Source organism: Gordonia sp. SL306 (assembly GCF_026625785.1).
Taxonomy (GTDB): Bacteria; Actinomycetota; Actinomycetes; order Mycobacteriales; family Mycobacteriaceae; genus Gordonia.
The window spans coordinates 2,864,929-2,889,180 of sequence record NZ_CP113063.1 but is presented as its reverse complement, the minus strand read 5'-3'; the positions used below and the strand labels follow the sequence as shown (position 1 = coordinate 2,889,180).

Annotated in this window: 20 protein-coding genes; 10 read left to right on the top strand and 10 right to left on the bottom strand. The window is 66.7% G+C overall.

Going from position 1 to position 24,252, the window contains the following annotated elements:
• Positions 1 to 30: 30 nt before the first annotated feature.
• Positions 31 to 1,539, bottom strand: coding sequence for a dihydrolipoyl dehydrogenase family protein (locus tag OVA31_RS13195; RefSeq protein WP_267627105.1), 1,509 nt, complete (start codon positions 1,537 to 1,539; stop codon positions 31 to 33).
• 75 nt (positions 1,540 to 1,614) lie between these two features.
• On the opposite strand from OVA31_RS13195, the gene OVA31_RS13190 reads away from it, so the two are divergent.
• From OVA31_RS13190 to OVA31_RS13180, 3 genes are all read left to right on the top strand, one after another.
• Positions 1,615 to 3,603 carry a M13 family metallopeptidase gene (locus OVA31_RS13190; protein ID WP_324290093.1) on the top strand — a complete coding sequence of 663 codons (1,989 nt, stop codon included), beginning with the start codon at positions 1,615 to 1,617 and terminating at the stop codon, positions 3,601 to 3,603.
• Between the two features lie 90 nt (positions 3,604 to 3,693).
• A complete protein-coding gene (locus OVA31_RS13185) occupies positions 3,694 to 4,194 on the top strand; it encodes an ion channel (RefSeq protein WP_420714211.1) in 501 nt (166 codons plus the stop codon).
• Between the two features lie 51 nt (positions 4,195 to 4,245).
• The gene (locus OVA31_RS13180; RefSeq protein WP_267631512.1) at positions 4,246 to 5,292 is read left to right on the top strand and encodes a cytochrome c oxidase assembly protein; all 1,047 of its coding nucleotides are present in this window, start codon (positions 4,246 to 4,248) and stop codon (positions 5,290 to 5,292) included.
• Here the strand turns inward: OVA31_RS13180 and OVA31_RS13175 are convergent.
• Positions 5,286 to 6,413, bottom strand: coding sequence for an NDMA-dependent alcohol dehydrogenase (locus OVA31_RS13175; protein ID WP_267627103.1), 1,128 nt, complete (start codon positions 6,411 to 6,413; stop codon positions 5,286 to 5,288). The genes OVA31_RS13180 and OVA31_RS13175 overlap by 7 nt on opposite strands.
• A 239-nt stretch (positions 6,414 to 6,652) precedes the next feature.
• Here OVA31_RS13175 and OVA31_RS13170 point away from each other — a divergent pair, with 239 nt between their 5' ends.
• From OVA31_RS13170 to OVA31_RS13160, 3 genes are all read left to right on the top strand, one after another.
• Positions 6,653 to 8,707, top strand: coding sequence for an MMPL family transporter (locus tag OVA31_RS13170; protein WP_267627102.1), 2,055 nt, complete (start codon positions 6,653 to 6,655; stop codon positions 8,705 to 8,707).
• A 153-nt stretch (positions 8,708 to 8,860) separates the two neighbouring features.
• Entirely contained in the window at positions 8,861 to 9,817 is a 957-nt protein-coding gene (locus OVA31_RS13165) for a R2-like ligand-binding oxidase (protein ID WP_267631511.1), read from the top strand.
• A 159-nt stretch (positions 9,818 to 9,976) separates the two neighbouring features.
• Positions 9,977 to 10,834 (top strand): alpha/beta fold hydrolase, encoded by an 858-nt coding sequence (locus tag OVA31_RS13160; RefSeq protein ID WP_267627101.1) that lies wholly within the window; start codon positions 9,977 to 9,979, stop codon positions 10,832 to 10,834.
• Positions 10,835 to 10,911: 77 nt separating this feature from the next.
• Here the strand turns inward: OVA31_RS13160 and OVA31_RS13155 are convergent, their stop codons facing one another.
• The 4 genes from OVA31_RS13155 to OVA31_RS13140 all read right to left on the bottom strand — a co-directional run bounded on the left by OVA31_RS13155 (position 10,912) and on the right by OVA31_RS13140 (position 16,542).
• Entirely contained in the window at positions 10,912 to 11,592 is a 681-nt protein-coding gene (locus OVA31_RS13155) for a slipin family protein (protein ID WP_267627100.1), read from the bottom strand.
• A gap of 331 nt (positions 11,593 to 11,923) precedes the next feature.
• A complete protein-coding gene (locus tag OVA31_RS13150) occupies positions 11,924 to 12,883 on the bottom strand; it encodes a hypothetical protein (protein ID WP_267627099.1) in 960 nt (319 codons plus the stop codon).
• Positions 12,884 to 13,047: 164 nt separating this feature from the next.
• Positions 13,048 to 15,219, bottom strand: a complete 2,172-nt coding sequence (locus OVA31_RS13145) for a 3-hydroxyacyl-CoA dehydrogenase NAD-binding domain-containing protein (protein WP_267627098.1) — start codon at positions 15,217 to 15,219, stop codon at positions 13,048 to 13,050.
• A 111-nt stretch (positions 15,220 to 15,330) separates the two neighbouring features.
• Complete coding sequence (locus OVA31_RS13140; protein WP_164308168.1) at positions 15,331 to 16,542, bottom strand: acetyl-CoA C-acetyltransferase; 1,212 nt, start codon at positions 16,540 to 16,542, stop codon at positions 15,331 to 15,333.
• 129 nt (positions 16,543 to 16,671) lie between these two features.
• Between OVA31_RS13140 and OVA31_RS13135 the strand changes: the two genes are divergently transcribed.
• Together OVA31_RS13135 and OVA31_RS13130 are read left to right on the top strand one after the other, a co-directional pair.
• Positions 16,672 to 17,847 carry a TetR/AcrR family transcriptional regulator gene (locus OVA31_RS13135; protein WP_267627097.1) on the top strand — a complete coding sequence of 392 codons (1,176 nt, stop codon included), beginning with the start codon at positions 16,672 to 16,674 and terminating at the stop codon, positions 17,845 to 17,847.
• Positions 17,848 to 18,055: 208 nt separating this feature from the next.
• Complete coding sequence (locus OVA31_RS13130) at positions 18,056 to 18,973, top strand: adenylate/guanylate cyclase domain-containing protein (RefSeq protein ID WP_420714026.1); 918 nt, start codon at positions 18,056 to 18,058, stop codon at positions 18,971 to 18,973.
• A 27-nt stretch (positions 18,974 to 19,000) separates the two neighbouring features.
• On the opposite strand, the gene OVA31_RS13125 is transcribed toward OVA31_RS13130, so the two are convergent.
• The 4 genes from OVA31_RS13125 to OVA31_RS13110 are packed head-to-tail and all read right to left on the bottom strand — an operon-like array spanning position 19,001 to position 22,060.
• A complete protein-coding gene (locus OVA31_RS13125; RefSeq protein ID WP_267627095.1) occupies positions 19,001 to 20,071 on the bottom strand; it encodes a sulfate/molybdate ABC transporter ATP-binding protein in 1,071 nt (356 codons plus the stop codon).
• Positions 20,068 to 20,889, bottom strand: coding sequence for an ABC transporter permease (locus OVA31_RS13120; protein ID WP_267627094.1), 822 nt, complete (start codon positions 20,887 to 20,889; stop codon positions 20,068 to 20,070). The genes OVA31_RS13125 and OVA31_RS13120 overlap by 4 nt, the downstream gene beginning before the upstream one ends.
• The gene (gene modA, locus OVA31_RS13115; protein ID WP_267627093.1) at positions 20,886 to 21,659 is read right to left on the bottom strand and encodes a molybdate ABC transporter substrate-binding protein; all 774 of its coding nucleotides are present in this window, start codon (positions 21,657 to 21,659) and stop codon (positions 20,886 to 20,888) included. The genes OVA31_RS13120 and modA overlap by 4 nt, the downstream gene beginning before the upstream one ends.
• A complete protein-coding gene (locus OVA31_RS13110; protein WP_267627092.1) occupies positions 21,656 to 22,060 on the bottom strand; it encodes a TOBE domain-containing protein in 405 nt (134 codons plus the stop codon). The genes modA and OVA31_RS13110 overlap by 4 nt, the downstream gene beginning before the upstream one ends.
• A gap of 240 nt (positions 22,061 to 22,300) precedes the next feature.
• On the opposite strand from OVA31_RS13110, the gene OVA31_RS13105 reads away from it, so the two are divergent.
• Entirely contained in the window at positions 22,301 to 23,320 is a 1,020-nt protein-coding gene (locus OVA31_RS13105; protein WP_267627091.1) for an ATP-binding cassette domain-containing protein, read from the top strand.
• Complete coding sequence (locus OVA31_RS13100) at positions 23,317 to 24,165, top strand: ABC transporter permease (protein WP_267627090.1); 849 nt, start codon at positions 23,317 to 23,319, stop codon at positions 24,163 to 24,165. Before OVA31_RS13105 ends, OVA31_RS13100 begins: the two co-directional genes overlap by 4 nt.
• Positions 24,166 to 24,252: the final 87 nt, after the last annotated feature.

The following is a 24,252-nucleotide window of genomic DNA, read 5'->3' as shown; positions in this document are numbered from 1 at the left end:
TGGTCAGACCAGTCGCCCTGTCCTGGGTGATCAGTGCAGTTGTTCGAGCAGGCGGAGCCACACCTCGCTGACGGTCGGATACGACGGCACCGCATGCCACAGCCGGTCGATGGTCACCTCGCCGACCACCGCGACGGTCGCCGAATGGACGAGTTCGGCGGTGTCCGCGCCGACGAACGTGGCACCGACCAGGACGTCGCGCGACCGATCGATGACGAACTTCGCGTGACCGGCATAGTCGGGCGAGACGAGGTAGGAACCGGCGACCGCGATGTCCGCCTCCGCGATCGCCACGTCGACGCCGTCCTCACGGGCCTGTGCCTCGGTCCTGCCGACCGATGCCATCTCGGGCCGGGTGAACACCACCTGCGGGATGGCGTCGCGGTCGGCCGAGGCGGAGAACCGTGAGCCGTCGAGCGGCCGTCCCTGCGCCCGCGCGACGATCACGTCGCCGGCCACCCGGCCCTGGTATTTGCCCATGTGCGTCAACGCGACCCGCCCGTTGACGTCGCCGACCGCGTAGAGCCACAGGTGGCCGGGAACGGTCATGTGGTCGTCGACCCGCAGCGGGCCGCTGAACTCCGGTCGCTTCGCTTGCGCGGAATCCTGGAGGCCCAGCACATCGAGACCCAGATCGCCTGTCGCCGGGGCCCTTCCGGCGGCCACCAGGATCTCGTCGACCTCGAGCACCGAGCTGCCGCCGCCCTCGTCCACCGTCACCCGCGCCGGGCCGCCGTGGATGTGCCCGTAACCGGTGTCCGCGACGTCGGGCCGTTCGACGGCCGAGATCTGTGCACCGAACCGGACGTCGACGCCGCGCCGAACGAGTCCCGCCGCCACCTGCTCACCGACGAACGGTTCCGCCTTGGGCAGCACACGGTCGCCGCGGATCACCATCGTCAGGTCCCGGACCCCGAGGTCGAGCAGCCAGGTGACGGCCTCGCACGCGACCACCCCGCCACCGAGTACCACCATCCGTTGCGGGACGTCGACCAGATTGGTCGCGTCCCGCGACGTCCACGGCCGCGCCTCACGCAATCCCGGGATCGGCGGCACCGACGCCGTGCTCCCCGTCGCGATGACCACCGCCTCCCGTGCGACGACCCGCAGGTTACGTTCCCCGTCGCTTCGCTCGCCCCGGTTACCCACAGCGACCTCCCGCTCGCCGACGATCCGACCGTGCCCGCGGATCACGTCGATGCCCGCGCCGGATGCCCAGTCGACCTGCGAGCTGTCGTCGCGCTGATGAGTGATGGTGTCGCGCCAGCGCAGAACGGCATCCACGTCGGGAGCGGGTTGGGTCAACTGCTCGCGCGCACCCGGCAGCCCGGACGCTGCGGCCAACGCGGCGCCCGGACCCAGCAGCCCCTTGCTCGGCATGCACGCCCAATACGAACACTCACCGCCGACGAGCTCGTGCTCGATGATCGCCGCCGTTCGGGAGCTGCCCTTGATCGCATACTCGGCGGCATTCTCGCCCACCGGTCCGCCGCCGATCACGACGACGTCATATGTGCTCACGTCCGCTGTTCCGGTCATGACACCCACGGTAGAGCGATTGCGCCACGAGCAGAGCCGGCTGACGAATCGCGGATGCAATGCCAGGATGGACGGGTGACCGCTTCACAGACAGACACCACGCCCGTTTCCGGTATCGATCTCAGCTGGGTCGACACCGACGTCCGCGTGCAGGACGACCTGTTCACCCACGTCAACGGCCAATGGCTGCAGAGCCACGTGATCCCCGACGACCGCTCGGTGGACGGCGCCTTCCACGTCCTGCGCGATCGCGCCGAGGAGAACGTGCGCGACATCATCACCGCTTGTGCCGGTTCCGACCCCGAGAGCGGCACCGACGCCCAGAAGATCGGTGATCTCTACGCGTCGTTCATGGACACCGACCACATCGACGCCCTCGGGATCGGTCCGATCCGCGGCGAGCTCGAGAAGATCGCCGCGATCAGTTCGACCGACGAGTTGAGCACCCGTATCGGCCGTCTCCAGCGGCATGGCGTCGGCGGACTCTTCGGCTTCTACGTCGACACCGACGCCAAACAATCCGACCGCTACCTCGTGCACATCGTCCAGTCCGGTCTCGGACTGCCCGACGAGTCCTATTACCGCGAGGACAAGCACGCCGAGACCCGGGACGCCTACGTGGCGCACGTCGGCCGGATGTTCGCGCTCGCCGGTTACGACGATGCCGACGCCCGAGCGCAGACCATTCTCGACCTCGAGACCGCCGTGGCGGCCGAGCACTGGGACGTGGTCCGTCGCCGCGACGCCGACCTCACCTACAACCTGATGACCCTGGCCGATTTCACCGGCGCCGCAGGTGCATTCGATGTCGACTCGTGGCTCGGCGGGCTGGGCACGACCGGCGACGCAACGTTCGGCGAGGTCGTCGTCGGGCAGCCGTCCTTCATCACCGGCGCAGCGGAGTTGATCGCGTCGCGGCCGCTCGAAGACTGGAAGACCTGGTTGACGTGGCGCCTGCTGAGGTCCGCCGCGGGCTACCTGTCCTCGGAGTTCGTCGACGAGAACTTCGACTTCTACGGCCGCACCCTCACCGGCGCCGAGTCGATCCGCGACCGGTGGAAGCGCGGAGTCGGCTTCGTCGAGGACGCGATGGGCTTCGCCGTCGGAAAGCTGTACGTCGACAAGCACTTCGGCCCCGAAGCCAAGGCCCAGATGGACGAGCTCATCGACAATCTGGTGGCGGCCTACCGCCGCAACATCTCCGATCTGGAGTGGATGACGCCCGCGACCCGGGAGAAGGCGCTCGCCAAGCTGGGCAAGTTCACCCCCAAGATCGGCTTCCCCGCCCACTGGCGCGACTACGGCGCACTCGCTGTCGACCGCGGCGACCTGATCGGAAATATCGCCCGCGCTTCCTCATTCGAGCAGGATCGCGAGTTCGCCAAGATCGGCCAACCGGTGGATCACGACGAGTGGTTCATGACGCCGCAGACCGTGAACGCGTACTACAACCCGGGGATGAACGAGATCGTGTTCCCGGCCGCGATCCTCCAGCCGCCGTTCTTCGACCCCGATGCCGACGCCGCAGCCAACTACGGCGGGATCGGGGCCGTCATCGGCCACGAGATCGGGCACGGATTCGACGACCAGGGTGCGAAATACGACGGTGACGGCAATCTCGTCGATTGGTGGACCGACGACGACCGGACCGAATTCTCCGCGCGCACACGCAAACTCATCGAGCAGTACAGCGAGTTCACACCGGACGGCCTCGACGAGGAGTACAAGGTCAACGGCGAGTTCACCATCGGCGAGAACATCGGCGACCTCGGAGGCCTGTCAATCGCACTCGTCGCGTACCGACTCGCGACGGCGGGCATCACTCCCCCGGAGATCGACGGACTCTCCGGAGTGCAGCGGGTCTTCTACAGCTGGGCCCAGATCTGGCGCACCAAGACCCGCGACGCCGAGGCGATCAGGCGTCTGTCCATCGACCCGCATTCCCCGCCCGAGTTCCGGTGCAACGGCGTGATCCGCAACATCGACGCCTTCTACGAAGCCTTCGACGTCTCGTCGGGGGACAAGCTCTACCTCGACGAGTCGGAGCGCGTACGGATCTGGTGAACCCCGTTGAGCGACAATCCGATCGGTGCGGGTGAGAACGGTGTGGGCGAGAACGGCCCGGGTGCGAGCAGTGCGGGTGAGCGCCGAGCACTGACGCAGCGGATCGGGCGGAGACAGGTCACCCTGGCGATCGTCCGCCCGATCGTCGCCGCGACCGTCCTGCTGACGGGCTACTTCCTGCTGCCGATCGCGAAGGAGAGCTCGGCGAATTTCTTCGGGCTCGCGTTCGGTGCAGTGCTGCTCATCGCCTTCTGCGCGTGGGAGATCCGGCATTTCGTACATTCGGAATATCCGGTCGCCACGGCGGTCGAGATGCTCGTCGCGATCGCCGCGCTGTACATCGTGGCGTTCGCGACGACCTACTTCCTGTTCTCCGAGTACTCGGCCGGCAGCTTCAACACCCACCTGACGCGGATCGACGCGCTCTACTTCTGCCTCACCGTGTTCACCACGACCGGGTTCGGCGACATCGCCGCGGACTCCCAGGCGGCTCGAGTCGCGGTGTCCATCCAGATGGCCAGCACCCTGATCCTGCTCGGGTTGGGCCTGCGGTTCCTCAACGTGCTGGTGACGGCACGCGTCCGGCGCTGACGGCCGTCTGGTTGCCCCGCCGGGCACAGGCCTAGTCTGGGCACCGTGACGATGAACGACGGAATGGTGCCCGATTTCTGGGCTTCCTGGACCGCGACACCGATCGTCTGGGCGCTCATGGCCGTCGCATCCCTGGCCTACGTCGTCGGGGCGATCCGCGTCGGTCACTGGCCGGTGTCACGGACCGCGTCCTGGCTGCTGAGCATGGTGTTGCTCGTCGTCTCGCTCAATTCGGGCGTGGCGATGTTCGCTCACCACCTGTTCTGGATGCACATGGTCCTGCACCTGCTGATGATCACCGTGATCCCGCTGTTCCTCGTGCTCGCCCAGCCCATCCGGTTGTCAGCGCTGGCGCTCGGCCCCCGCGGCGGCGAGACGGTCGAACGCATCATGACCAGCACCGCGATCCGCTTCATCACCGCGCCGATGTTCACTGTGCCGCTGTACACGGCCGTGCTGGTGCTGACCCACCTGACCGGTTTCCAGCAGCAGATGGCCGAGCACATGTGGATCCACCACAGCGAGCTCGTGCTCTACCTGGTGAGCGGCTACCTCTTGCTGTTGCCGCTGATCGGCGACGAGCTGACCGGCCATGACTACAGCTACGCCGCGCGGTTCGTGACGTTGCTGGTGGCGATGGGCGCCGACACCTTCGTCGGGGTGATCCTGATGCTGACCAGCTACGAGATCGCACCCGATTTCTCGGCCTCACGGGCCGGCTGGGGCGCGGAATCCATCCTCAACCCATCGGCGATGACCGACCAGAGTGCCGCCGGAGCCATCATGTGGTGGGCGGGCGACGGACTCATGATGTGCCTGCTGGTGTTCCTCGCCTGGGAGTGGATCCGGGCCGAGGGCCTCGGCCGCGGGCGACAGGACTCGGCGTCCCGGCATCTGGGCAAGGTCCGGCCGTCGTTCCTCGAGTCGGCCCGACGCGATGCGCTGGGCACCGACTCCGCGGACGTGGACGACGACGATGCTGTGCTGGCTGCGTACAACGCCCGGCTGGCCGCCATGCACGGACAGCAGCCCGCCGGGACCGAGCGCGGCCGGCGCGCGGGGCAATACCCGCACGCCGAACCGCACCGCGATCAGTAGTCGTCGTCGCCGTAGACGATCATCCCGCGGATGTTGTTGCCCGCCAGCATGTCGTCGTAGGCCTCGTTGATCTGATCCAGACGATAGGTCTGGGTGACCAGGTCACTCAGGTTGAGCTTTCCGGCGCGGTACTCGTGGAGCAAGGTCGGAACCTGGGTACGCGGGCTCGCCCCGCCGAAGATGGCGCCCTGCACCCGCTTCTGGAGCAGGGTCAGCTCGAAGAGGTTCATCTGGGCATCGCTGTCGGCGAAGTTGCCCATACCGGTCACGATCACCTGCCCACCCTTGCCGGTGAGGCTCAGCGCAGGCTGGATCATCGAGCCGTCGATCTCGCCGACGGTCAGGATGGTGGTGTTGGCCATCTTTCCCCAGGAGATCTCACCGATCACCGGGAGCGCCTCCTCCATCGAGGAGAACGTGTGGGTCGCCCCCAGCTTCTCGGCCATCTGCAGCTTGAATGGCACCGGGTCGACTGCGGCCACGATCCGCGCACCGGCCGATGCCGCACCCTGGATCGCATTGATCCCGACGCCGCCGATGCCGACCACCACGACCACGTCGCCGGCGTGTGTCGCACCGATCTCGACCGCCGAACCCCAGCCGGTCGCCACACCGCAGCCCAGCAGCGCAGCCTCCTTCAAGGGGATGTCGTCCTCGATCTTCACCAGTGACGCCTCGTTCACCGTGATGTACGGCGCGAAGGTGCCGAGCAGGCACATCTGGGTGAGCCCGGCACCGTCGCTGGTATGGGCGCGGTGCGTGTCGTCGGAGATCGCGAGCCCGCTGAGCAGACGCGCACCTTCGTCGCAGAAGTTCTGATCCCCCCGCGAACAGGGCTCGCACACACCACAGGCCGGGATGAAGGCGGTGACCACGTGGTCGCCCTCCTTCAGCCTCGTCACGCCCGGCCCGACCTTCGTGATCACACCGGCACCTTCATGCCCGCCGAGGACCGGCATCGGAGCCGGACTGTCCCCGGTGCGCAGATGGTGATCGGAGTGGCACAGACCCGAGCTGACCAGTTTGACCTGTACTTCACCGGCCACCGGATCATCGAGCTCGAACTCTTCGATCTGCCACTTCTCGCCCGGGTTCCGGAGGATTGCCCCCTTGGTTTTCATCTCGTACGCACCTTTCTCTCGGACAGCGATATGAGACCTTGTCCACATCGTTGTCCCGTATGCACCGACGCGCATACGAAATGGCTGGTCACGTTGCGGCGGTGAGGTTTTGAGCAGACCGATCGCACGTTCGGGAGCTTCCGTGGACGCGACGGCACCGGCGGCGTCTCGTGCCGCGTTCGCGACATTTCCGGCACCGGGTTCATGGTGTGTGTCACCGGTCATGACAGGATGGCGCCATGGCGACAAGGCCCCGGCTTCGCTGGCTGATCCCCGCGCTCCTGTTGCTCCTCTGGATCGTCATCGGTGGCGTCACCGGCCCCTACGCGGGCAAGCTGGCGTCGGTCTCCAGCAACGACAACACCACGTTCCTGCCTGCATCGGCGGAATCGACCGAGGTGAACAGCCTCCTCGGCGATTTCTCGGACACCGACACCCTGCCTGCCATCGTGATCGCCGAACGCACCTCCGGCATCACCCCGCAGGATCTGGAGTTCCTCGCCACCGCGACCCGGCCGCTGCAGGGGACGGCGGGATTCGGTCCGGAGTTCTCGCCGCCGATCCCGTCGGCCGACCGCCAGGCCGCCCAGATGTTCGTCCCGGTCGCGACCGACGGCGAACCCGAGGACGCCGTCGAACAGTTGCGAGACGCCCTGGACGGGGCACCGGACGGGCTCGTCGTGAAGGTGACCGGCCCGGCCGGCCAAGCCGCCGACCTCAGCGACGCGTTCAGCGGCATCGACGGCATCCTGCTACTGGTGGCCGGGTCCGTCGTGATCGGAATCCTGATCGTCGTCTACCGCAGTCCGATCCTGCCGTTCGTGGTCATCGTCTCCGCGGTGTTCGCCCTCGGCCTGGCCTCCGGGCTGGTCTACCTGCTCGCCAAGTCGAACGTGCTCGAACTCAACGGGCAGAGTCAGGGCATCCTGTTCATCCTCGTGTTCGGCGCCGCGACCGACTACGCGCTGCTCCTGGTGTCCCGGTTCCGCGAGGAACTCACCCGCACCGATGACAAATACGCCGCGGTGCGCGGCGCCTGGCGGGCCACCATCGAGCCCGTGGCCGCGTCTGCGGGCACCGTCGTCCTGGGCGTGCTCTGCCTGCTCTTCTCCGATCTCAACTCGAATCGCAGCCTGGGCCCGGTGGCCGCGCTCGGCATCGCGGCGTCGTTCCTCGCGTCGATGACGTTCCTGCCCGCGGCACTCGCCCTCCTCGGACGCACGGCCTTCTGGCCGTTACGGCCCGCACACACCGACGACTCCGAACCCGGCAGCGCCCATCGCCTCTGGGCGCGGATCGCCGACCGCGTCGCCGCACGCCCCCGCACGATCTGGATCGTCACGCTCGTGGTCCTCCTCGTCGGCGCCGCCTTCGCACCCACCTTCAAGGCGGACGGCATCGCGCAGACGGACTTCTTCATCGGTTCGGTGGAGTCCGTCGAGGGCGCCGACATCCAGGCCCGACACTTCGACGCCGGGAGCGGCTCACCGACCTGGGTGATCGCCGACGAGGCCGCCGCAGACGACGTGCTCGGCGCGGTCCGCGACGTGGACGGCGTCGCGACGGCAGAACTGGTCGAACGGTCCGGCTCTTCGCTGGTCGTCGACGGCCGTGTCGCCGTGCAGGCGACGCTGACCGACAATGCCGAGTCCCTGGCCGCGCAGGACACCGTCACCCACATCCGCGATAGCGTCCATGCCGTCGACGACGCGAATGCGCTGGTGGGCGGTAGTACCGCCACCGACCTCGACACCCGGACCACGGCCATCCACGACCGCAACCTGATCATCCCCATCGTGCTGCTGGTGGTTCTGGTGATCCTGATGTTGCTGTTGCGGAGCGTCGTCGCGCCAGTGCTGCTGCTGGCGACGACGGTGCTCTCGTTCGCCACCACTCTCGGCGTGGCGGCACTCCTGTTCAACGGACCGTTCGGCTTCGCAGGCGCCGACCCGGTGGTACCCCTGTTCGCATTCGTCTTCCTCGTCGCCCTCGGCATCGACTACAACATCTTCCTGATGACGCGGGTACGAGAGGAGTCGCGCACCCACGGCACCCGGTCGGGCATGATCCGCGGGCTCACCGCCACCGGCGGTGTCATCACGTCCGCGGGCGTGGTCCTCGCCGCCACATTTGCCGCACTTGCCGTGATTCCGCTGCTGTTCCTCGTGCAGATCGCCTTCCTCGTCGCCTTCGGCGTCCTCATCGACACGCTGATCGTCCGGTCGCTGCTCGTGCCCGCCCTGACCCTCGACATCGGCAAACGGGTGTGGTGGCCAAGTCGGCTGTCCCGCTGATCTTTTCGAGTATCAGCGACTATCGATTCCGAACCGTCTGCATGATCGACACCAAATCGCGATCCTGAGAGTTCGGTGAAATAAACACGTTTGGGCGCCGCGCGGACTAGCGTCGGTTTATCTCTCCCAAATGATCGTTAGCGGGTGATCACCATGACTCTGGCCGAACACAAGTCGCGCGGGCGCGAAGACTTCGCGTCGCTCCGCAGCGGCGGCCTCAACTGGGACTCGTTTCCGTTGCGGCTCTTCATCAAAGGCAATGCCCGGTTCTGGGATCCCGTCGCGATCGACTTCCGCCGCGACAGCCAGGACTGGACCGAGATCACCGACGAGCAACGACGCAGCACCACCTTCCTCGTGAGTCAGTTCATCGCCGGCGAGGAAGCGGTCACCCAGGACATCCAGCCGTTCATGAACGCGATGGCGGCGGAGGGCCGGTTCGGCGACGAGATGTATCTGTCGCAATTCTGCTTCGAGGAGGCCAAGCACACCCAGGTCTTCCGGATGTGGATGGATGCCGTCGGGCTGACCGGCGACCTGCAGTCGTTCGTCGCCGACAATCCGTTTTACCGGCAGCTGTTCTACGAAGAGCTCCCGTCGTCGCTGCAACTCCTCGACAACGACCCGTCGCCGCGCAATCAGGTCCGGGCCAGTGTCACCTACAACCACGTTATCGAGGGCAGCCTCGCCCTGACGGGCTATCACGCCTGGCAGACGGTGTGCACGCGGCATGACATCTTCCCCGGAATGCAGAAGCTCATCCGGTTCATCGGCAACGACGAGCGACGGCACATGGCGTGGGGCACCTTCACCTGCCGACGCCACGTGGCCGCCGACGACTCGCTCTGGGATGTGGTCACCGCGCGGATGGAGGAGCTGATGCCCCTGGCCCTCGGGATGATCAACTGGGTCAACGAACAGTTCGAGGTACAGCCGTTCGGCCTCGACAACAGCGAGTTCATCGCCTATGCCGCCGATCGCGGACAGCGCCGACTGAGCGCGATCGAGTCGGCCCGCGGTCGGCCGGTGGCCGAGATCGATCTCGACTACTCACCGGAGACCCTGGAGGAACAGTTCGGCGAAGAGGACCTGAGCTCCCTCGGCCGGTGAGCTGCCCTCCCGTCCAGCTGGTTGAGTAGCCGGCGCCCCTCCTACCGCTGGTTGAGTAGCCGGCGAGCGGCAGCGAGTCGGCGTATCGAAACCCCCCGCGCCCCCGAACCCCGCAACCACCCGTGACAACAAACTAGAACACGTTCTACTCTGGTGGGCGTGGATGTCTCCTTCGACGCGACCAAACGCGAACTGACCACCGACCAGGGCGTACTGCGCTATCACGAGGCAGGCGACGCCTCCGCGCCCCCGTTGATCCTGCTGCACGGTTCCGGCCCCGGCGTCACCGGCTGGCGCAACTACCGGGGCAACCTGGACTTCTTCGCCCAGACCCACCACTGCTACGTGGTCGAGTTCCCGGGCTTCGGCGTGAGCGATGCCGTGGAGGGCCATCCGGTGCTCACGGCCGGGTCGTCGGTGATCCGCTTCATGGACGCCCTCGACATCCCGTCGGCTCCGATGATCGGCAATTCGATGGGCGGCGTCGTCGGCGTGAACCTGGCGATCAAGAAGCCCGACCGCGTCGAGAAGCTGGTGACCATCGGCGGCGTCGGGCCCAACGTGTTCAGTTCCAGCCCGAGCGAGGGCCTGCGGTTGCTGCAGGAGTTCACCGACAACCCCGACAAGGACAAGCTCGTCCGCTGGCTGACCGCGATGGTCTACGACCGGAAACTCGTCACCGAGGAACTCATCGAGGAGCGCTGGGAAGCGGCGATCCATCCCGACGCCCAGAAGACCGCGCAGATGATGTACGGCTCGGCGGCGTTCGAGATGCAGCAGCAGTTCATGGCCGCCTCCGACACCCCGCCCTACTGGGCGATGATGCACAAGGTCGGCTGCCCGACGCTGCTCACCTGGGGCCGCGACGACCGGGTGAGCCCGCCGGACATGTCGATGGTGCCGATGCGCCTGATCCCCGACGCCGAATTGCACATCTTCCCGAAGTGCGGCCACTGGGTGATGATCGAGGCCAAGGAGGCCTTCGAGTCGGCCGTGCGCGCGTTCCTGCTGCGCTGAGCCGTCGTCGCTCACCCATTTCGTTCCCGCTCACTCGGTCGAGTGAGCGGGAACGAAATGGTGAAGCGGGAGCATGCTCAGGCGTCGGGGGCCCGTACGTCTGAGCCGCCGACCGCCAGCACCACCCGCGCACCGGGCGGCGCCTCCTGGACCAGCCGCAGGTGAGCCAGCGCCGGGTGCGCGTCGAGCAGCCGGCCGGCGTTCGCGAGCGCCCGCAGTGCCGCGGTCTCCGCACGCGCCGCCTCCAGCTTCGCCAGACCGCGCGACTTCGCGGTGACCAGTTCGAGCGCCGCCGCCCGCACCTCGGCCGGCACGATCACGTCCTTCACCACGACCTCACGCACCTCGACGCCCAGATCGGTCGCGGCATCGGCCGTCGCCGTCCGGATCGTCGCGGTGTCGACGGCGTCGCCGCGACGGATCAGCTCGTCGGAGCCGAGCGACGCACACACCCGGCGGAGCGCGATCTGCGCCGTCAGGTAGATCATGGCAATCGGGTCAGCGGCCCGCTCGGTGAACGCCACCGGGTCGACGACGGACAGACGCATGCTCATCGAGGCGCGGATCGCCATCGCGTCGGACGTCAGGACCTCCTGCAGCGCAACGGGAATCAGACGCTCACGCAGGTCGACGACGACATAGCCGGCGTCGGACCGTGCCGTGTACACACCGGGGCGGAGCACCCGCGCGAGCTTCCCGTCGCGGTACTCGAGTACGGCTCGGCCGGGTTCGACCGTCACCTTCTGGAAGATCGACATGACGGGCCTCCTTTCGTTGCGTCGCACGACATGTCACTGGTTCGGTATTCGGTTGTCGGCGGCGGGACGCCGCCCGCGAGCGGAGGAGTCCGGTGGGGCCATCCGCCATCGTTCGACGACGACCGCTGGACCGATCACCTCCGCGATCTCGGGGACGGCGTCCACTGTCGAGGAGTCGAACCTCGTTGGATGCCAGATCCGTTACCTAGGAGTGGGACGAGAATTCAACGCGCAGAACTCGACTGCGGATTATGTCTCGAAGGTTCCCGCTCACCCACATCGTTCCCGCTCATCCTGCCGGGTGAGCGGGAACAGATTGGGTGAGCGGGAATCATGCAGCGATCAAGCCGCCACGCACGAGCCACGGCCGCAGCAGGGTGGCAACACCATGCTGTTCGAGCACCGCCCAGATCCATCGGACCACGACGAAACCCAGAGCCCGCAGCTCGTCTTCCCGGATCTTCTCGCGAACGACGGCATCCGCCACGGTCTCGCCGGGACGCCGAAACCGGCTGTACTTCTCCAGGCCGTCGAACTCGCCGATGACACCCTGCGAACCGTCCGCGCTTGCCTCCCAGTCGAAGTCGGCCCGATGCTCCTTACGCCCACACTGGAAGGTGTGTTGCAGCCGCGGAGTGGGCAGGCCGGCGTCGATCATCTGTGCGCGACTCCAGGACTCGCCGACACTCTCCGACAGCGCGTCCGACAGCGGAAGCGCGCGACGAGCCGCATTGATCCCTCGACGACGCCGGGTACCGAGAATGTTCGTCATCAGTTCGTCGTCCGCGCCAAGCCGTTTCGCGCCGTCGAACACGGTGAGCGCCTGCGCGAAATCCCCTCCACAGGCGATGTCGACCGCGGTCCGCTCGAGACTGGTGACGCGGATGCCGTCGACCTCGGTGACCTCGTCGGGACGAAGTAGTGCGGCGTGGATGTGTCGTTGCGCTCGCATCGACCCACCCGAGCGCTTTCCGTTGGTGACGTGAACGCGTTCGCGATCGGGTTTGAGCAACGGGAGTTCGTGTACCGCCGCAGATGATTCGTGGCTGAGTGGATGTGGAATCTCGCCGACGAGACCGGACGTGGCAGTGGCGATCGAGCGTAGGCGGTACAACTCGGCGGCGCCGGCCGGCCCGGTGAAGGAGTCGCTGTTCTCGACGAACGCTCCCCGGGTCAGCCGGCGGAGGTCGTTCTTCCGGACGGCAGCGGCCAGGTGATCGTCACCGATGTCGCGGGCCAGCGCGGCCTCGCGTCGGATGATCCCGAATCGGTCTTTGGGGTATGCGGTCATGAAACTCAGACGCAACGCGGGCCGGGTCGGTTCCCGGTCGGATTTCGCTCACCCAATCCGTTCCCGCTCACCATGCAAGATGCGCGGGAACGAGATGGGTGAGCGGGAACGACGAAGGGGCCCCGACCTTTCGGCCGGGGCCCCTCGGTTCAACTCAGCTCAGCTCAGAACTTCTCGCCCTTGGCTGCCTTGTCGACCAGCGACTGCGGCGGCTCGAAGTGCTTGCCGTACTTGCTCGCCAGGTCGCGCGACCGGTCGACGAAGCCCTGCAGACCACCCTCGTACTGGTTGATGTACTGGATGACACCGCCGGTCCACGCCGGGAAGCCGATGCCGAAGATCGAGCCGATGTTTGCGTCCTCGACGGAGGTGAGCACACCCTCGTCGAAGCACTTGACGGTCTCGAGAGCCTCGGCGAAGAGCATGCGCTCCTGCATGTCCTCGAACGGGATCTCCGTGGTGCCCGACTTGAAGTGGTCGCGCCCACCGGTCCACAGACCGGTGCGCTTGCCGTTCTCGTCGTAGTCGTAGAAGCCCTTGCCGTCCTTCTTGGCGGTCCGGCCGTTCTCGACCATCCAGTCGACGACGGCGTTGCTGCCGTGCTCCGGGATCGACTTGCCCTCGGCCTTGAGCGCCGCCTCGGTCTCCTTGCGGATCTTCTGCGGCAGCGTCAGGGTCAGCTCGTCCATCAGCTGCAGCGGCGCGGCCGGGTAACCGGCCTGGGTGCCCGCATGCTCGATGAACGCCGGCTCCACACCTTCGCCGACGGCCGCGACGGCCTCGTTGATGAAGGTGCCGATCACACGGCTGGTGAAGAAGCCGCGGCTGTCGTTGACCACGATCGGGGTCTTGCGGATCGCCATCGTGTAGTCGATGACCTTGGCCAGCACCTCATCCGAGGTCTTCTCACCGCGGATGATCTCCACGAGCGGCATCTTGTCGACGGGGGAGAAGAAGTGGATGCCGATGAAGTCTTCCTGGCGCTTCACACCCTGCGCAAGGCTGGTGATCGGCAGGGTCGAGGTGTTCGAACCCAGGATCGCGTTCGGCTCGACGATGTCCTCGATCTCCTGGAAGACCTTGTGCTTCACCTCGACCGACTCGAACGCAGCCTCGATGACGAGGTCGACACCCTTGAAGTCGGCGGCGTCGACGGTGGGCGTGATCCGCGCGAGCAGAGCGTCGCTCTTCTCTTGCGTGGTCTTGCCCTTGGCGAGCGCCTTCTCCTCGAGCTTCTCGGAGTACGCCTTGCCCTTCTTGGCGGCGTCGAGGTCGATGTCCTTGAGTACCACCTCGATACCGGCCTTGGCCGAGACGTACGCGATGGCCGCGCCCATCATGCCGGCACCGATCACACCGACCTTGCGGGCCTGGTACTTCGGGTAGCCCTCGGGACGCGACCCACCGTTGTTGATGTGCTGCAGGTCGAAGAAGAACGCCTTGATCATGTTCTGCGCGACCTGGCCGGTGACCAGCGAGACGAAGTAGCGGGTCTCGATGATGTCGGCGGTGTCGACGTCGACGTAGGCACCCTCGACCGCGGCGGCCAGGATGGCCCGCGGCGCAGGCATGTTGGCGCCCTTGATCTGCTTGCGCAGCAATGCCGGCAGAGCAGGCAGGTTGGCGGCGAAGGCCGGGTTGGTGGGAGCACCACCCGGGATCTTGTAGCCCTTCTTGTCCCACGGCTGCTGCGCCTCGGGATTCGCGGCGATCCACGCCTTGGCGGCCGGGACCAGCTCCTCGATCGAACCGACGACCTCGTCGACCAGGCCGGTCTCCTTGGCCTTGGTCGGGTTGAAACGCGTGCCCTGCAACAGGACACCCATCAGGGCGTTCTGGATGCCGAGCAGACGGACGGTGCGGACCACGCCGCCACCACCGGGCAGCAGACCGAGAGTCGCCTCGGGCAGACCGATCTGGACACCCTTGACGTCAGCAGCAACGCGGTAGTGGGTGTGCAGGGCGATCTCGAGGCCACCGCCGAGAGCGGCGCCGTTGATCGCGGCGACGACCGGCTTGCCGAGGGTCTCCAGGCGGCGCATCACCTTCTTCATCTTGTTCGTGCGCTCGGTGATCGCGGTGGCGATCTCCTCCTTGGACTGGGTCCGCTCAGCGGTCATGTCCTTGAGGTCGCCACCGGCGAAGAAGGTCTTCTTCGCCGAGGTGAGCACGACACCGGTGATGTCGTCCTTCTCTGCCTCGAGCCGATCGACGATCCCGGGCAGGGAGGTCATGAACAGTTCGTTCATGGTGTTGGCGCCCTGGTTGGGGTCGTCCATGGTCAGGATGACGACGCCATCGGCGTCCTTCTCCCAGTTGAACATGTTGTCACTCATGTGTTTCGAAGATTCTTTCTGTGAATGTGAGGCCAATCCCTCGATCCCTGAGGAGCATCACGAGGAACGAGCGATGCGTCACGCAGGGTCGAAGGTGACTGTCCCGCAGGATCAGAGACGCTCGATGATGGTCGCGACGCCCATGCCGCCGCCGATGCACAGGGTGACGAGGCCGTAGCGGCCGCCGGTGCGCTCGAGCTCGTCGAGGCAGGTGCCGAAGATCATCGCGCCGGTCGCGCCGAGCGGGTGACCCATGGCAATCGCGCCACCGTTGACGTTGACCTTCTCGTGCGGGATCTTCAGATCCTTCATCCACTTCATGACGACCGACGCGAACGCCTCGTTGAGCTCGAAGACGTCGATGTCGTCGACGGTCAGTCCGGCCTTCTTCAGTGCCAGCTCGGTGGCCGGGGTCGGGCCGGTGAGCATGATGGTCGGCTCGCTGCCGATCTCGGCGAAGGTGACGATGCGGCCGCGCGGGGTGAGCCCGTTGCGCTTGCCCGCTTCTTCGCTGCCGAGGAGCACCAGACCGGAACCGTCGACGATGCCGGAGCTGTTGCCACCGGTGTGGACGTGGTTGATCTTCTCGACCGAGTGGTACTTCTGCAGCGCTACGTCGTCGAAGCCGGCCATGTCCGCGAGCGCCTGGAAGGCGGGCTTGAGCTTGCCGAGGCTCTCGACGGTGCTGCCGGGACGACGGTGCTCGTCCTGATCGAGCACGATGACACCATTGATGTCACGCACCGGGACCACGGACTTCGCGAAATAGCCGGAGGTCCAGGCCTTCTCGGCACGCGCCTGCGACTCGGCGGCGAACGCGTCGACGTCCTCGCGGCTGAATCCCTCGATGGTGGCGATGAGGTCGGCGCCGATGCCCTGCGGGACGATGTAGTTGTCGTACGCGGTGGCCGGGTCGGTGAACAGTGCGCCACCGTCGGATCCCATCGGGACGCGCGACATCGACTCGACACCGCCGGCGAGCACCAGGTCGTCGAAGCCCGATGCGACCTTGGCCGCGGCCAGGTTGGTGGCTTCCAGGCCCGAGGCGCAGAAGCGGTTGATCTGGGTGCCGGGGACACTCTCGGGCAGACCGCTGTTCAGTGCCGCGGTACGAGAGATGACCGCGCCCTGCTCTCCGACCGGTGAGACGACGCCGAGAACGACGTCGTTGACCTGGGCGGGATCGAGGCCGCCGTGACGGGACAGGACCTCGTTGATCAGCCCGGAGACCAGATCGACCGGCTTGATGCTGTGCAGCGAGCCGCCGCGCTGCTTGCCACGGGGCGTACGGATCGCCTCGTAGATGAATGCTTGATCAGCCACGTTGAGTGTTCCTTTCGCATGAACCATGTGTGGTTACTCAACCAGGCTAACGCGGAATAACTTGTTTGGCCATACCGGGTGGTCAGGTGCCCACTCACCGAGCGAAACATGCGCTATGGTCGATTCACCATGTCTACCCCGAAACCCGGCAGGCGCACGCGGCCGGCCGACCGCAAAGGACAGCTCGTCGACCACGCGGCGACGCTGTTCCTCGAGCGCGGCTACCCGCAGGTGTCGGTCGCCGACATCGCGCGTGCCGCAGGCGTTACCGCGCCGTCGGTGTACCGGCATTTCGCCGACAAACAGTCGCTCCTCGCTGCCGCCGTACTGGCCGGCGTGGACGATCTCGAGGCCTGCACCGACCGCGCCTTGAGTGCCACGCCGACGCCGGGAGTGGACCGGCTCATCGCCGCGGTGTGCACCCTGGGCGTCCGGCGTCCGGAGGCGACGTCGCTGTGGCGGTGGGCCAGCCAGCACCTGACCGACGACCAGAACCGAGAGGTCGTCCTGCGCACCCGCGAGATCCTGCACCGGTGGGCGGCCGCGCTGTCCGAGGGCACCGACCTCACCGATCGCGAGGCAGTCACCCTCGCGTGGGCGGTCCTCAGCGTCGCCGGGAGTCTCTCGGTGCACAACATCCGGATGCCGGCCGGCCGGGCTCTCGACGAGCTCGACGCCCTGGTCCGCAGGGCGATCGCCTTGCACCCGGCCGGGGCCCCGCCGCTGCCGACGATGCCGCCGCCCGGCGCGGGACCACCCACCCGGCGCGACGAGATCCTGGACGCCGCCGCCGCACTGTTCGCGGTGCGCGGATACGCCGGTGTCGGGGTCGACGACATCGGTGCGGCGGTCGGGATCACCGGACCGAGTGTGTACAAGCACTTCAGTTCCAAGTTGTCGATCCTGCTCGGCATCGGCCAGCGCAGCGCCACCCGCTTGGAGGCCGGCGTGATGGCCGCCTGGGCGACCACCGCCGACCCGGCGAAGTTACTTGCGTTGCTGGTGGATTCGTACGTCAACGTGATCACCTCCACTCCGGATCTCTCCGTGGCGTTCAACAACTCGTTCGCTCTGTCGGGGCAGCCGACGGCATCCGATCTCGTCGACGTGCAGCGCCGATACGTCGCGCGCTGGACGGATCTGCTGCTGCAGATCCATCCCGACCTGACGCGCGAGCGCGCCGCTGTCGACGTCCACGCAGCGCTGAGCATCGTCAACGACGCGATCCGGATGCGCCGCGGCACGCGACGGTCCGAATTCGGTGCGCAGATGGCGTATCTGATGAAGGGCGTGCTGTCGATCTGAGGCGCGGTCTCGATACGCCGCCTCGCTACGCTCACCGGCTACTCGACCAGCGGTTCCACGCTTCCCACGCCGGAGCCCTCAGCGCCCTCCGCCGGTCGGGTAGGCACCGAGCGCAGCCGGCCCACCCTCCGCCGGTCGAGTAGGCACCGAGCGCAGCGAGGCGCCGTATCGAGACCACACGCCTCCACCGTTCTCTATGCTGAATCCCGTGACCGGACCCGACGGCGAGACACCTGCCCGCTACACCCGCGACGAACTGATCGCCGAGCTGGGCCTCTCCCCCGAGTATGCGGAAAAGGTCTGGAACGCTTTCGGTTTCGCACGACGATCGACGCCGGACAAGATCTTCAGCGACGCCGACGTCGCCGCGCTGCGCCTCTTCGCCGACTCCGAGTCGACCATGCCGCAGGAAGCGCAGGTCGCCACCGCCCGCGCGATCGGTCAGACCATGTCGCGCCTCGCGGACTGGCAGGCCGATCAGCTGCGTGAACTCGACCGCAACCCCGAAGTCCCGTGGTCGATCAGCCAGATGACCGCGGCGCTCGGGCAGATCCAGCAACTGATCTGGCGACGACATCTCGCCCTCGCCCTCGAACGCGACGTCGAACGCGATACCGACGAACGTCTCGATCTGGTGGTGGGATTCGCCGACATCGTCGGCTACACCAGTCTGTCGCGCCGCATCGCCCTCGAGGAACTCGAGGAACTCCTCGAATCCTTCGAAGAGGACACCTTCGAGATCGTCGCGGCCAACGGCGGGCATGTCGTGAAAACCCTTGGTGATGCGGTCATGTTCACCTGCCATGACCCGGCATCCGCCGCAGCCATTGCGATCGCGTTGCACGAACTGTCCACGGGAGAACGGATTCCACCGCTGCGCGCCGGTATGGCGCGAGGCCGCGTGCTGAGTCGCCTCGGCGACGTGTTCGGTGAGCCCGTCAACATCGCGGCACGGCTCGCCGGATCCGCTCGCCCCGGCACGACCCTCGTCGACGAGGCGCTGGGCGACAGTCTCACCGACGACGACCGGTTCTATCTGAAGTCGGTGCCCACCTTGAGCGTTCGCGGCTACAAGCGACTGAGGGCGCGTGCCCTCGAGTTGAACAAGCATTTCGACGAATCGTGAGCCTCTCGACGCAACGCGTGGGCGCCCTCAGTACACCCGCACCGCACTCGCCTTGACCGCGAAGTAGACGCTAGCACCCACCACCAGCGACAACGCTGCCACCGCGGCGCCGGTGACCTCCGCACCGATCACATGTCCACCGACATCACCCCGCACCACCATACGATCACCGTGCGGGATCACCTGGGCGACCGACGCGGCGAATACGTTGCGGAAGCTCGCATCCGACGGGGGTGAGGTGAACACCGCGACGGCATCGGGCGAGAAGACCGCCGTCGCATGACGACCGGTGTGGACGGGCTCGGCGACCGTGCCGGCGATGGCGATCCCGTCGGTGACCACACAGATCCCGTCCCACTGGCCGGACACGAGGTTGAGACCGGCCAGCCGCGCGACGAAGGAGTTGACCGGGTTGGCGAGAACCGCGGCCGAAGGCCCGCTGTCCACTGCATGCCCGTCATCGACGACCACCATCTCCTCGGCCAGCGTCACCACGTCGACCACGTCGTGGGTGACCATGATCGTCGTACGCGAACGGTCGTCGAGCAGATCTCGCAGCAGGGCCCGGAGCCGTCCGGCCACGTCGACATCAAGAGCACGAAACGGCTCGTCCAACAGAAGTATTCGGGGCTGCGCGGCGAGCGCACGTGCGATCGCGACCCGTTGCGCCTGCCCACCCGACAGCTCGTCGGGCTTGCGGTCGGCGAGTTCGGCCACTTCGGCAGCTGCCATCCATCGATCCACCCGGGCGGCGACCTCGGCACGTGAAAGCCGTTGCGCGGATGGCGCGAAGGCGACATTCGACCGCACGGTGAGGTGCGGGAACAGCCGCGCATCCTGAGACAGCAGCGCGACTCCACGGCGATGGGCCGGTACGGATGTATGTTCGTCGCACAGTATTTCGCCATCCAGGGATATCGTCGAACGGCCACCGGTGACCAACCCGGCGATCACCCGCAGCAGAGTGGTCTTACCCGCACCATTGGGGCCGACGACGGCCGTGGTGCTGCCCGAGGCGAAATCATGGGTGACCTGCAAGGGCGGGAGGACATTGTCGATGTCCGTGTGCAACCCGGAGCCGGACGCCGCGCCGGTCACAGCGCACCCCGCCCGACGACACGACCCCCGACACCGCGCCGCGCGTGGACCGCGACGACGACGATCAGCGATACGACCACCAGCACCAGCGACAACGGGATGGCCGCCTGCGGGTCGTCGATCTCCGCGACGTAGATCGCGAGAGGTGCGGTCTGTGTGATGCCCGGCGCGTTGCCGGCGAAGGTGATCGTCGCCCCGAATTCGCCCATGGCCCTGGCGAATGCGAGCACGACGCCGGCCAGGAGCGACGGGACGATCAGCGGCAGGGTGACCCGCCAGAGCGTTCGCGAGGGGCCGGCCCCGAGGGTCGCGGCCACCTCCTCGTATCGCGTCCCGGCGACACGCAGCGCACCCTCGACACTGATGACCAGGAACGGCAGCGCCACAAAGGTCTGCGCCAGGACCACGGCGGTCGACGTGAATGCGATGTCGATGCCGACGGCGCGCAGATGTTCGCCGACCAGCCCGAACCTGCCGAACGTGTACAGAAGGGCGATACCGCCCACCACCGGCGGCAACACGAGCGGCAAGAGGACCAGCGACCTCAGGACCCGGGTGACGACGCCGTCGTGCCGGGCGAAGACCACCGCCATCGGCACCCCGAGCAGGACGCACAGCACCGTGCTGATCGCCGCCGTCTGCAGCGACAGCGCCAGTGCCTGCCGCGACGATTCGGAGCCGACCTGGTCGATGAAGGTTCCCCACGGCGTCTGTGCGAGCAGCGCGATGGGCGGCAGCACGATCAACGTGATGCCCAGCGCTGCCGGGAGATAGAGCCAGACGGGCAGCCCGGCGGGGATCGACGGTCGGCGGATCAAGGCTTTCCGAAGCCCGCGTCCTGCAGGATCTGCTGACCGGACGGGCTCAGCACCGCGTCGATGAACTCCTTGCCCACCGCCTCGTTCGCGGCGTCGCGAACCGTGGTGATCGGATAGGAGTTGACCACTGCCGCGAAAGCCGGGTCCACCACCGTCGCGACCTTGTCTCCCGCTCCCTTGGCATCGGTCACGTACACCAGACCGGCGTCGGCCTGCCCCGACGTCACCTTGGTGAGCACCGCGGTGACCGACTGTTCCTCCGACGCCGCATCGACGGTGATCCCGGTGTTGCGTTCCACGGTGTCGGTCGCGTTGCCACACGGCTGTGCCGACTGGCACACGACGGTGGTCACGTCGGGCTTGTTCAGGTCGGCAAAGGACTTGATGCCCTTCGGATTACCCGGTGCGGTGACGATCACCAGGGTGTTGGTCGCGAAGATCTTCGGGTCGACGGCCGACTCGCCGAGCTTGGCCATGTTCTTCTCGTCCGCACTGGCGAAGACGTCGGCGGGGGCGCCCTGCTTGATCTGGTTCACGAGGGTCGACGAGCCGTCGAACGACAGCGACACCATTGTTCCCGGGTGCTGCTTCTGGAACTCGTCCGCGATCGCGGTGAACGTCTTCTTCAGTGACGCAGCAGCGGACACGTTGAGTGTCGTCGGTGTTGTCGTGGACGACGACGGGGACGAGGTGTCCTCCGATGACGAGCACCCCGATGCGGTCAGCACCACCGACGCAACAACTGCGCCGACTGCCAGAACCTTCTTCACTGTCCATCCCGTTTCGTCTCGACGATCACGGTGGTGGCCTTCACCACCGCGGTGGCGACCGACCCCGGCGCCAGATGCAACTCGCGTGCCGCGTCGGCACTCATCAACGAGGTCACCTCGAACGGACCGCACTGCATCGTCACCTGTGCCATCACCCCGTCGATCGACACCGCAGTGACGAGACCGGCGAATCGGTTGCGCGCCGACCTCAGCACCCCGTCGTCGTCCGGCGGCGCCGCGGCACGCTGACGGGCGAGTGCCGCCAACTCCGCGCCGTCGACCGCGGTGACCTCCCCGTCACCGGTGGACACGGTCAGCTCACCTGCGGCGATCCAGCGGCGCACGGTGTCATCGCTGACGCCGAGCAGACGAGCCGCGTCACGTACTCGAATGACAGCCATTAGCTCACTTTATCCGCAATTGCGCCCGAGATTGCCACCGATATCCGCATACGCGGTGACGGCTGCCGGACCATTGACTTCATGTCCACATGAACTCCTAGCGTTAGCAGTGGCCATCGACGACGTACCGATGAGTTCTGGACGTCTCCCTGGTCTGCACTGATGCCCTCCCCGGCAACGTCCCGAGGGCCGAAAAATTAGGTCGCTGGATGTCCGAATTGCACCGTAGTGTGGAGAAACATGAGCTCACCCACCGCCCCCGCCGTAGCGTCACGAGATCGAGAGGCGACGCAGGATGTCGCCATCGAGGCCGTCGACCTGGTCAAGAGATTCGGTGATTTCACCGCAGTCGACGGCGTCAGCTTCACCGTGCCGCAAGGCTCGGTACTCGGCCTGCTCGGCCCCAACGGAGCAGGCAAGACCACCATCGTCCGCATGATGACCACGTTGTCGCCGCCGACGAGCGGCTCGGCCACCATCGCCGGTTACGACGTTGCCACCCAACCCGAGATGGTCCGCCGCAGTATGGGATTGACGGGTCAGGCCGCCACGGTCGACGAGATCCTCACCGGACGCGAGAACATCCGAATGATCGGGGGCCTGTACGGCATCGGTCGCAAGGAACTGAACCGTCGAGCCGATCGGCTCCTCGAGCAGTTCTCGCTGTCCGAGGCCGGCAACAAACAGGTCAAGTCCTACTCGGGCGGCATGCGACGGCGTCTCGACCTCGCGGTCAGCCTGTTGGCCGCGCCGCCGGTGCTGTTCCTCGACGAGCCGACCACCGGCCTCGATCCCCGGAGCCGACAGGAACTCTGGGACGTGCTGCGCAACCTCGTCGCCGACGGCACGACGCTGTTGCTGACCACGCAGTACCTCGAGGAGGCCGACCAGCTCGCCGATGACATCGTCGTGATCGACAAGGGCAAGATCATCGCGCACGGCACTTCGTTGCAGCTCAAGCAGCAGGCCGGGGCGGCGAGCCTGGTTCTCACCGTCTCCGACCCCGACGACATCCCCGAGGCGGAGGCGCTGTTGCGCAAGACCGGCACCGAGGTCTTCATCGATCACGGCGCCCGACGACTGACCGCCCCCGCCGACGGACTCGGCGATCTCACCCGCGTCGTCGCATGGTTCGACGAGAGCGGCATCGCCGTCGATGACCTGGGGCTGGCCCGACCCAGCCTCGATGACGTCTTCCTGTCGCTCACCGGCCACCGCGCCGAGGACGACTCGGCCTCCGAGGAGGAGCAGACCGCATGACCACCACCGTCACCTCCGATCCGCTGGTCGCCCAGCGACCCGAGATCCATCAGACAACCATCTGGCAGCAGTCATGGATCATGGTGAAACGCAACATGATCCACACCAAACGGATGCCGGAGATGCTCTCCGACGTGACCATCCAGCCGATCATGTTCGTGCTGCTGTTCGCGTACGTCTTCGGCGCGTCGATCACCAACACGGGTGGCGTGTCCTACAAGGAGTTCCTGCTCCCGGGCATCATGGGCCAGACCATCGTGTTCACCGCATTCATCGTGGCCACCGGCATCACCGCCGACCTGGAGAAGGGGATCATCGACCGATTCCGCTCGCTGCCGATCCGCCGATCGTCGGTGCTGGTCGGCCGGAGCATCGCGAGCCTGCTGCACTCGTCGATCGGCATCGTGGTCATGGCCATCACCGGCCTCGCGATCGGCTGGCGCATCCACGGCACGTTCGGCGAGGCGGTCCTCGCCTTCGCCCTCGTCCTGCTGTTCGGCTTCGGGATGATCTGGTTCGGCATCCTCATCGGGTCATGGCTGAGTTCGGTGGAGGCCGTGAACGGTTTCATGTTCACCACGCTGTTCCCGCTCACGTTCCTGTCCAACGCATTCGTCCCGACCGCACCGATGCCGACGTGGCTGCGGACCATCGCGGAGTGGAATCCCATCTCGGCGCTCGTCCAGGCGATGCGCGTGCTGTGGGGCAACGGGCCGGCCGCCGGGCCGGATTCCCCGTGGCCGCTGCAGCACCCGGTGGTCGCGACCCTGATCTGGGCGGTCGTGCTGACGTTGGTGTTCGCTCCGTTCGCATTGCGCGCCTACAACAAGCGCACCTCCGACTGACCCCCCACTCTCCCCTCCCCCTGACCCTCCTCCGCAGCCGCGACGGTTCCCGTCATCCGCGACGCCTTTTCGGGGGCGCGGTTGACG

Excerpts from the sequence above, each read along its gene's own strand:
- OVA31_RS13135 (WP_267627097.1), top strand. The coding sequence starts at position 16,672 with ATGTCTACCCCGAAACCCGGCAGGCGCACGCGGCCGGCCGACCGCAAA.
- OVA31_RS13175 (WP_267627103.1), bottom strand. The coding sequence starts at position 6,413 with ATGAAAACCAAGGGGGCAATCCTCCGGAACCCGGGCGAGAAGTGGCAG.
- OVA31_RS13155 (WP_267627100.1), bottom strand. The coding sequence starts at position 11,592 with ATGTCGATCTTCCAGAAGGTGACGGTCGAACCCGGCCGAGCCGTACTC.
- OVA31_RS13170 (WP_267627102.1), top strand. The coding sequence starts at position 6,653 with ATGGCGACAAGGCCCCGGCTTCGCTGGCTGATCCCCGCGCTCCTGTTG.
- OVA31_RS13105 (WP_267627091.1), top strand. The coding sequence starts at position 22,301 with ATGAGCTCACCCACCGCCCCCGCCGTAGCGTCACGAGATCGAGAGGCG.
- OVA31_RS13150 (WP_267627099.1), bottom strand. The coding sequence starts at position 12,883 with ATGACCGCATACCCCAAAGACCGATTCGGGATCATCCGACGCGAGGCC.
- OVA31_RS13195 (WP_267627105.1), bottom strand. The coding sequence starts at position 1,539 with ATGACCGGAACAGCGGACGTGAGCACATATGACGTCGTCGTGATCGGC.
- OVA31_RS13145 (WP_267627098.1), bottom strand. The coding sequence starts at position 15,219 with ATGAGTGACAACATGTTCAACTGGGAGAAGGACGCCGATGGCGTCGTC.
- OVA31_RS13100 (WP_267627090.1), top strand. The coding sequence starts at position 23,317 with ATGACCACCACCGTCACCTCCGATCCGCTGGTCGCCCAGCGACCCGAG.
- OVA31_RS13110 (WP_267627092.1), bottom strand. The coding sequence starts at position 22,060 with ATGGCTGTCATTCGAGTACGTGACGCGGCTCGTCTGCTCGGCGTCAGC.
- OVA31_RS13180 (WP_267631512.1), top strand. The coding sequence starts at position 4,246 with ATGAACGACGGAATGGTGCCCGATTTCTGGGCTTCCTGGACCGCGACA.
- OVA31_RS13165 (WP_267631511.1), top strand. The coding sequence starts at position 8,861 with ATGACTCTGGCCGAACACAAGTCGCGCGGGCGCGAAGACTTCGCGTCG.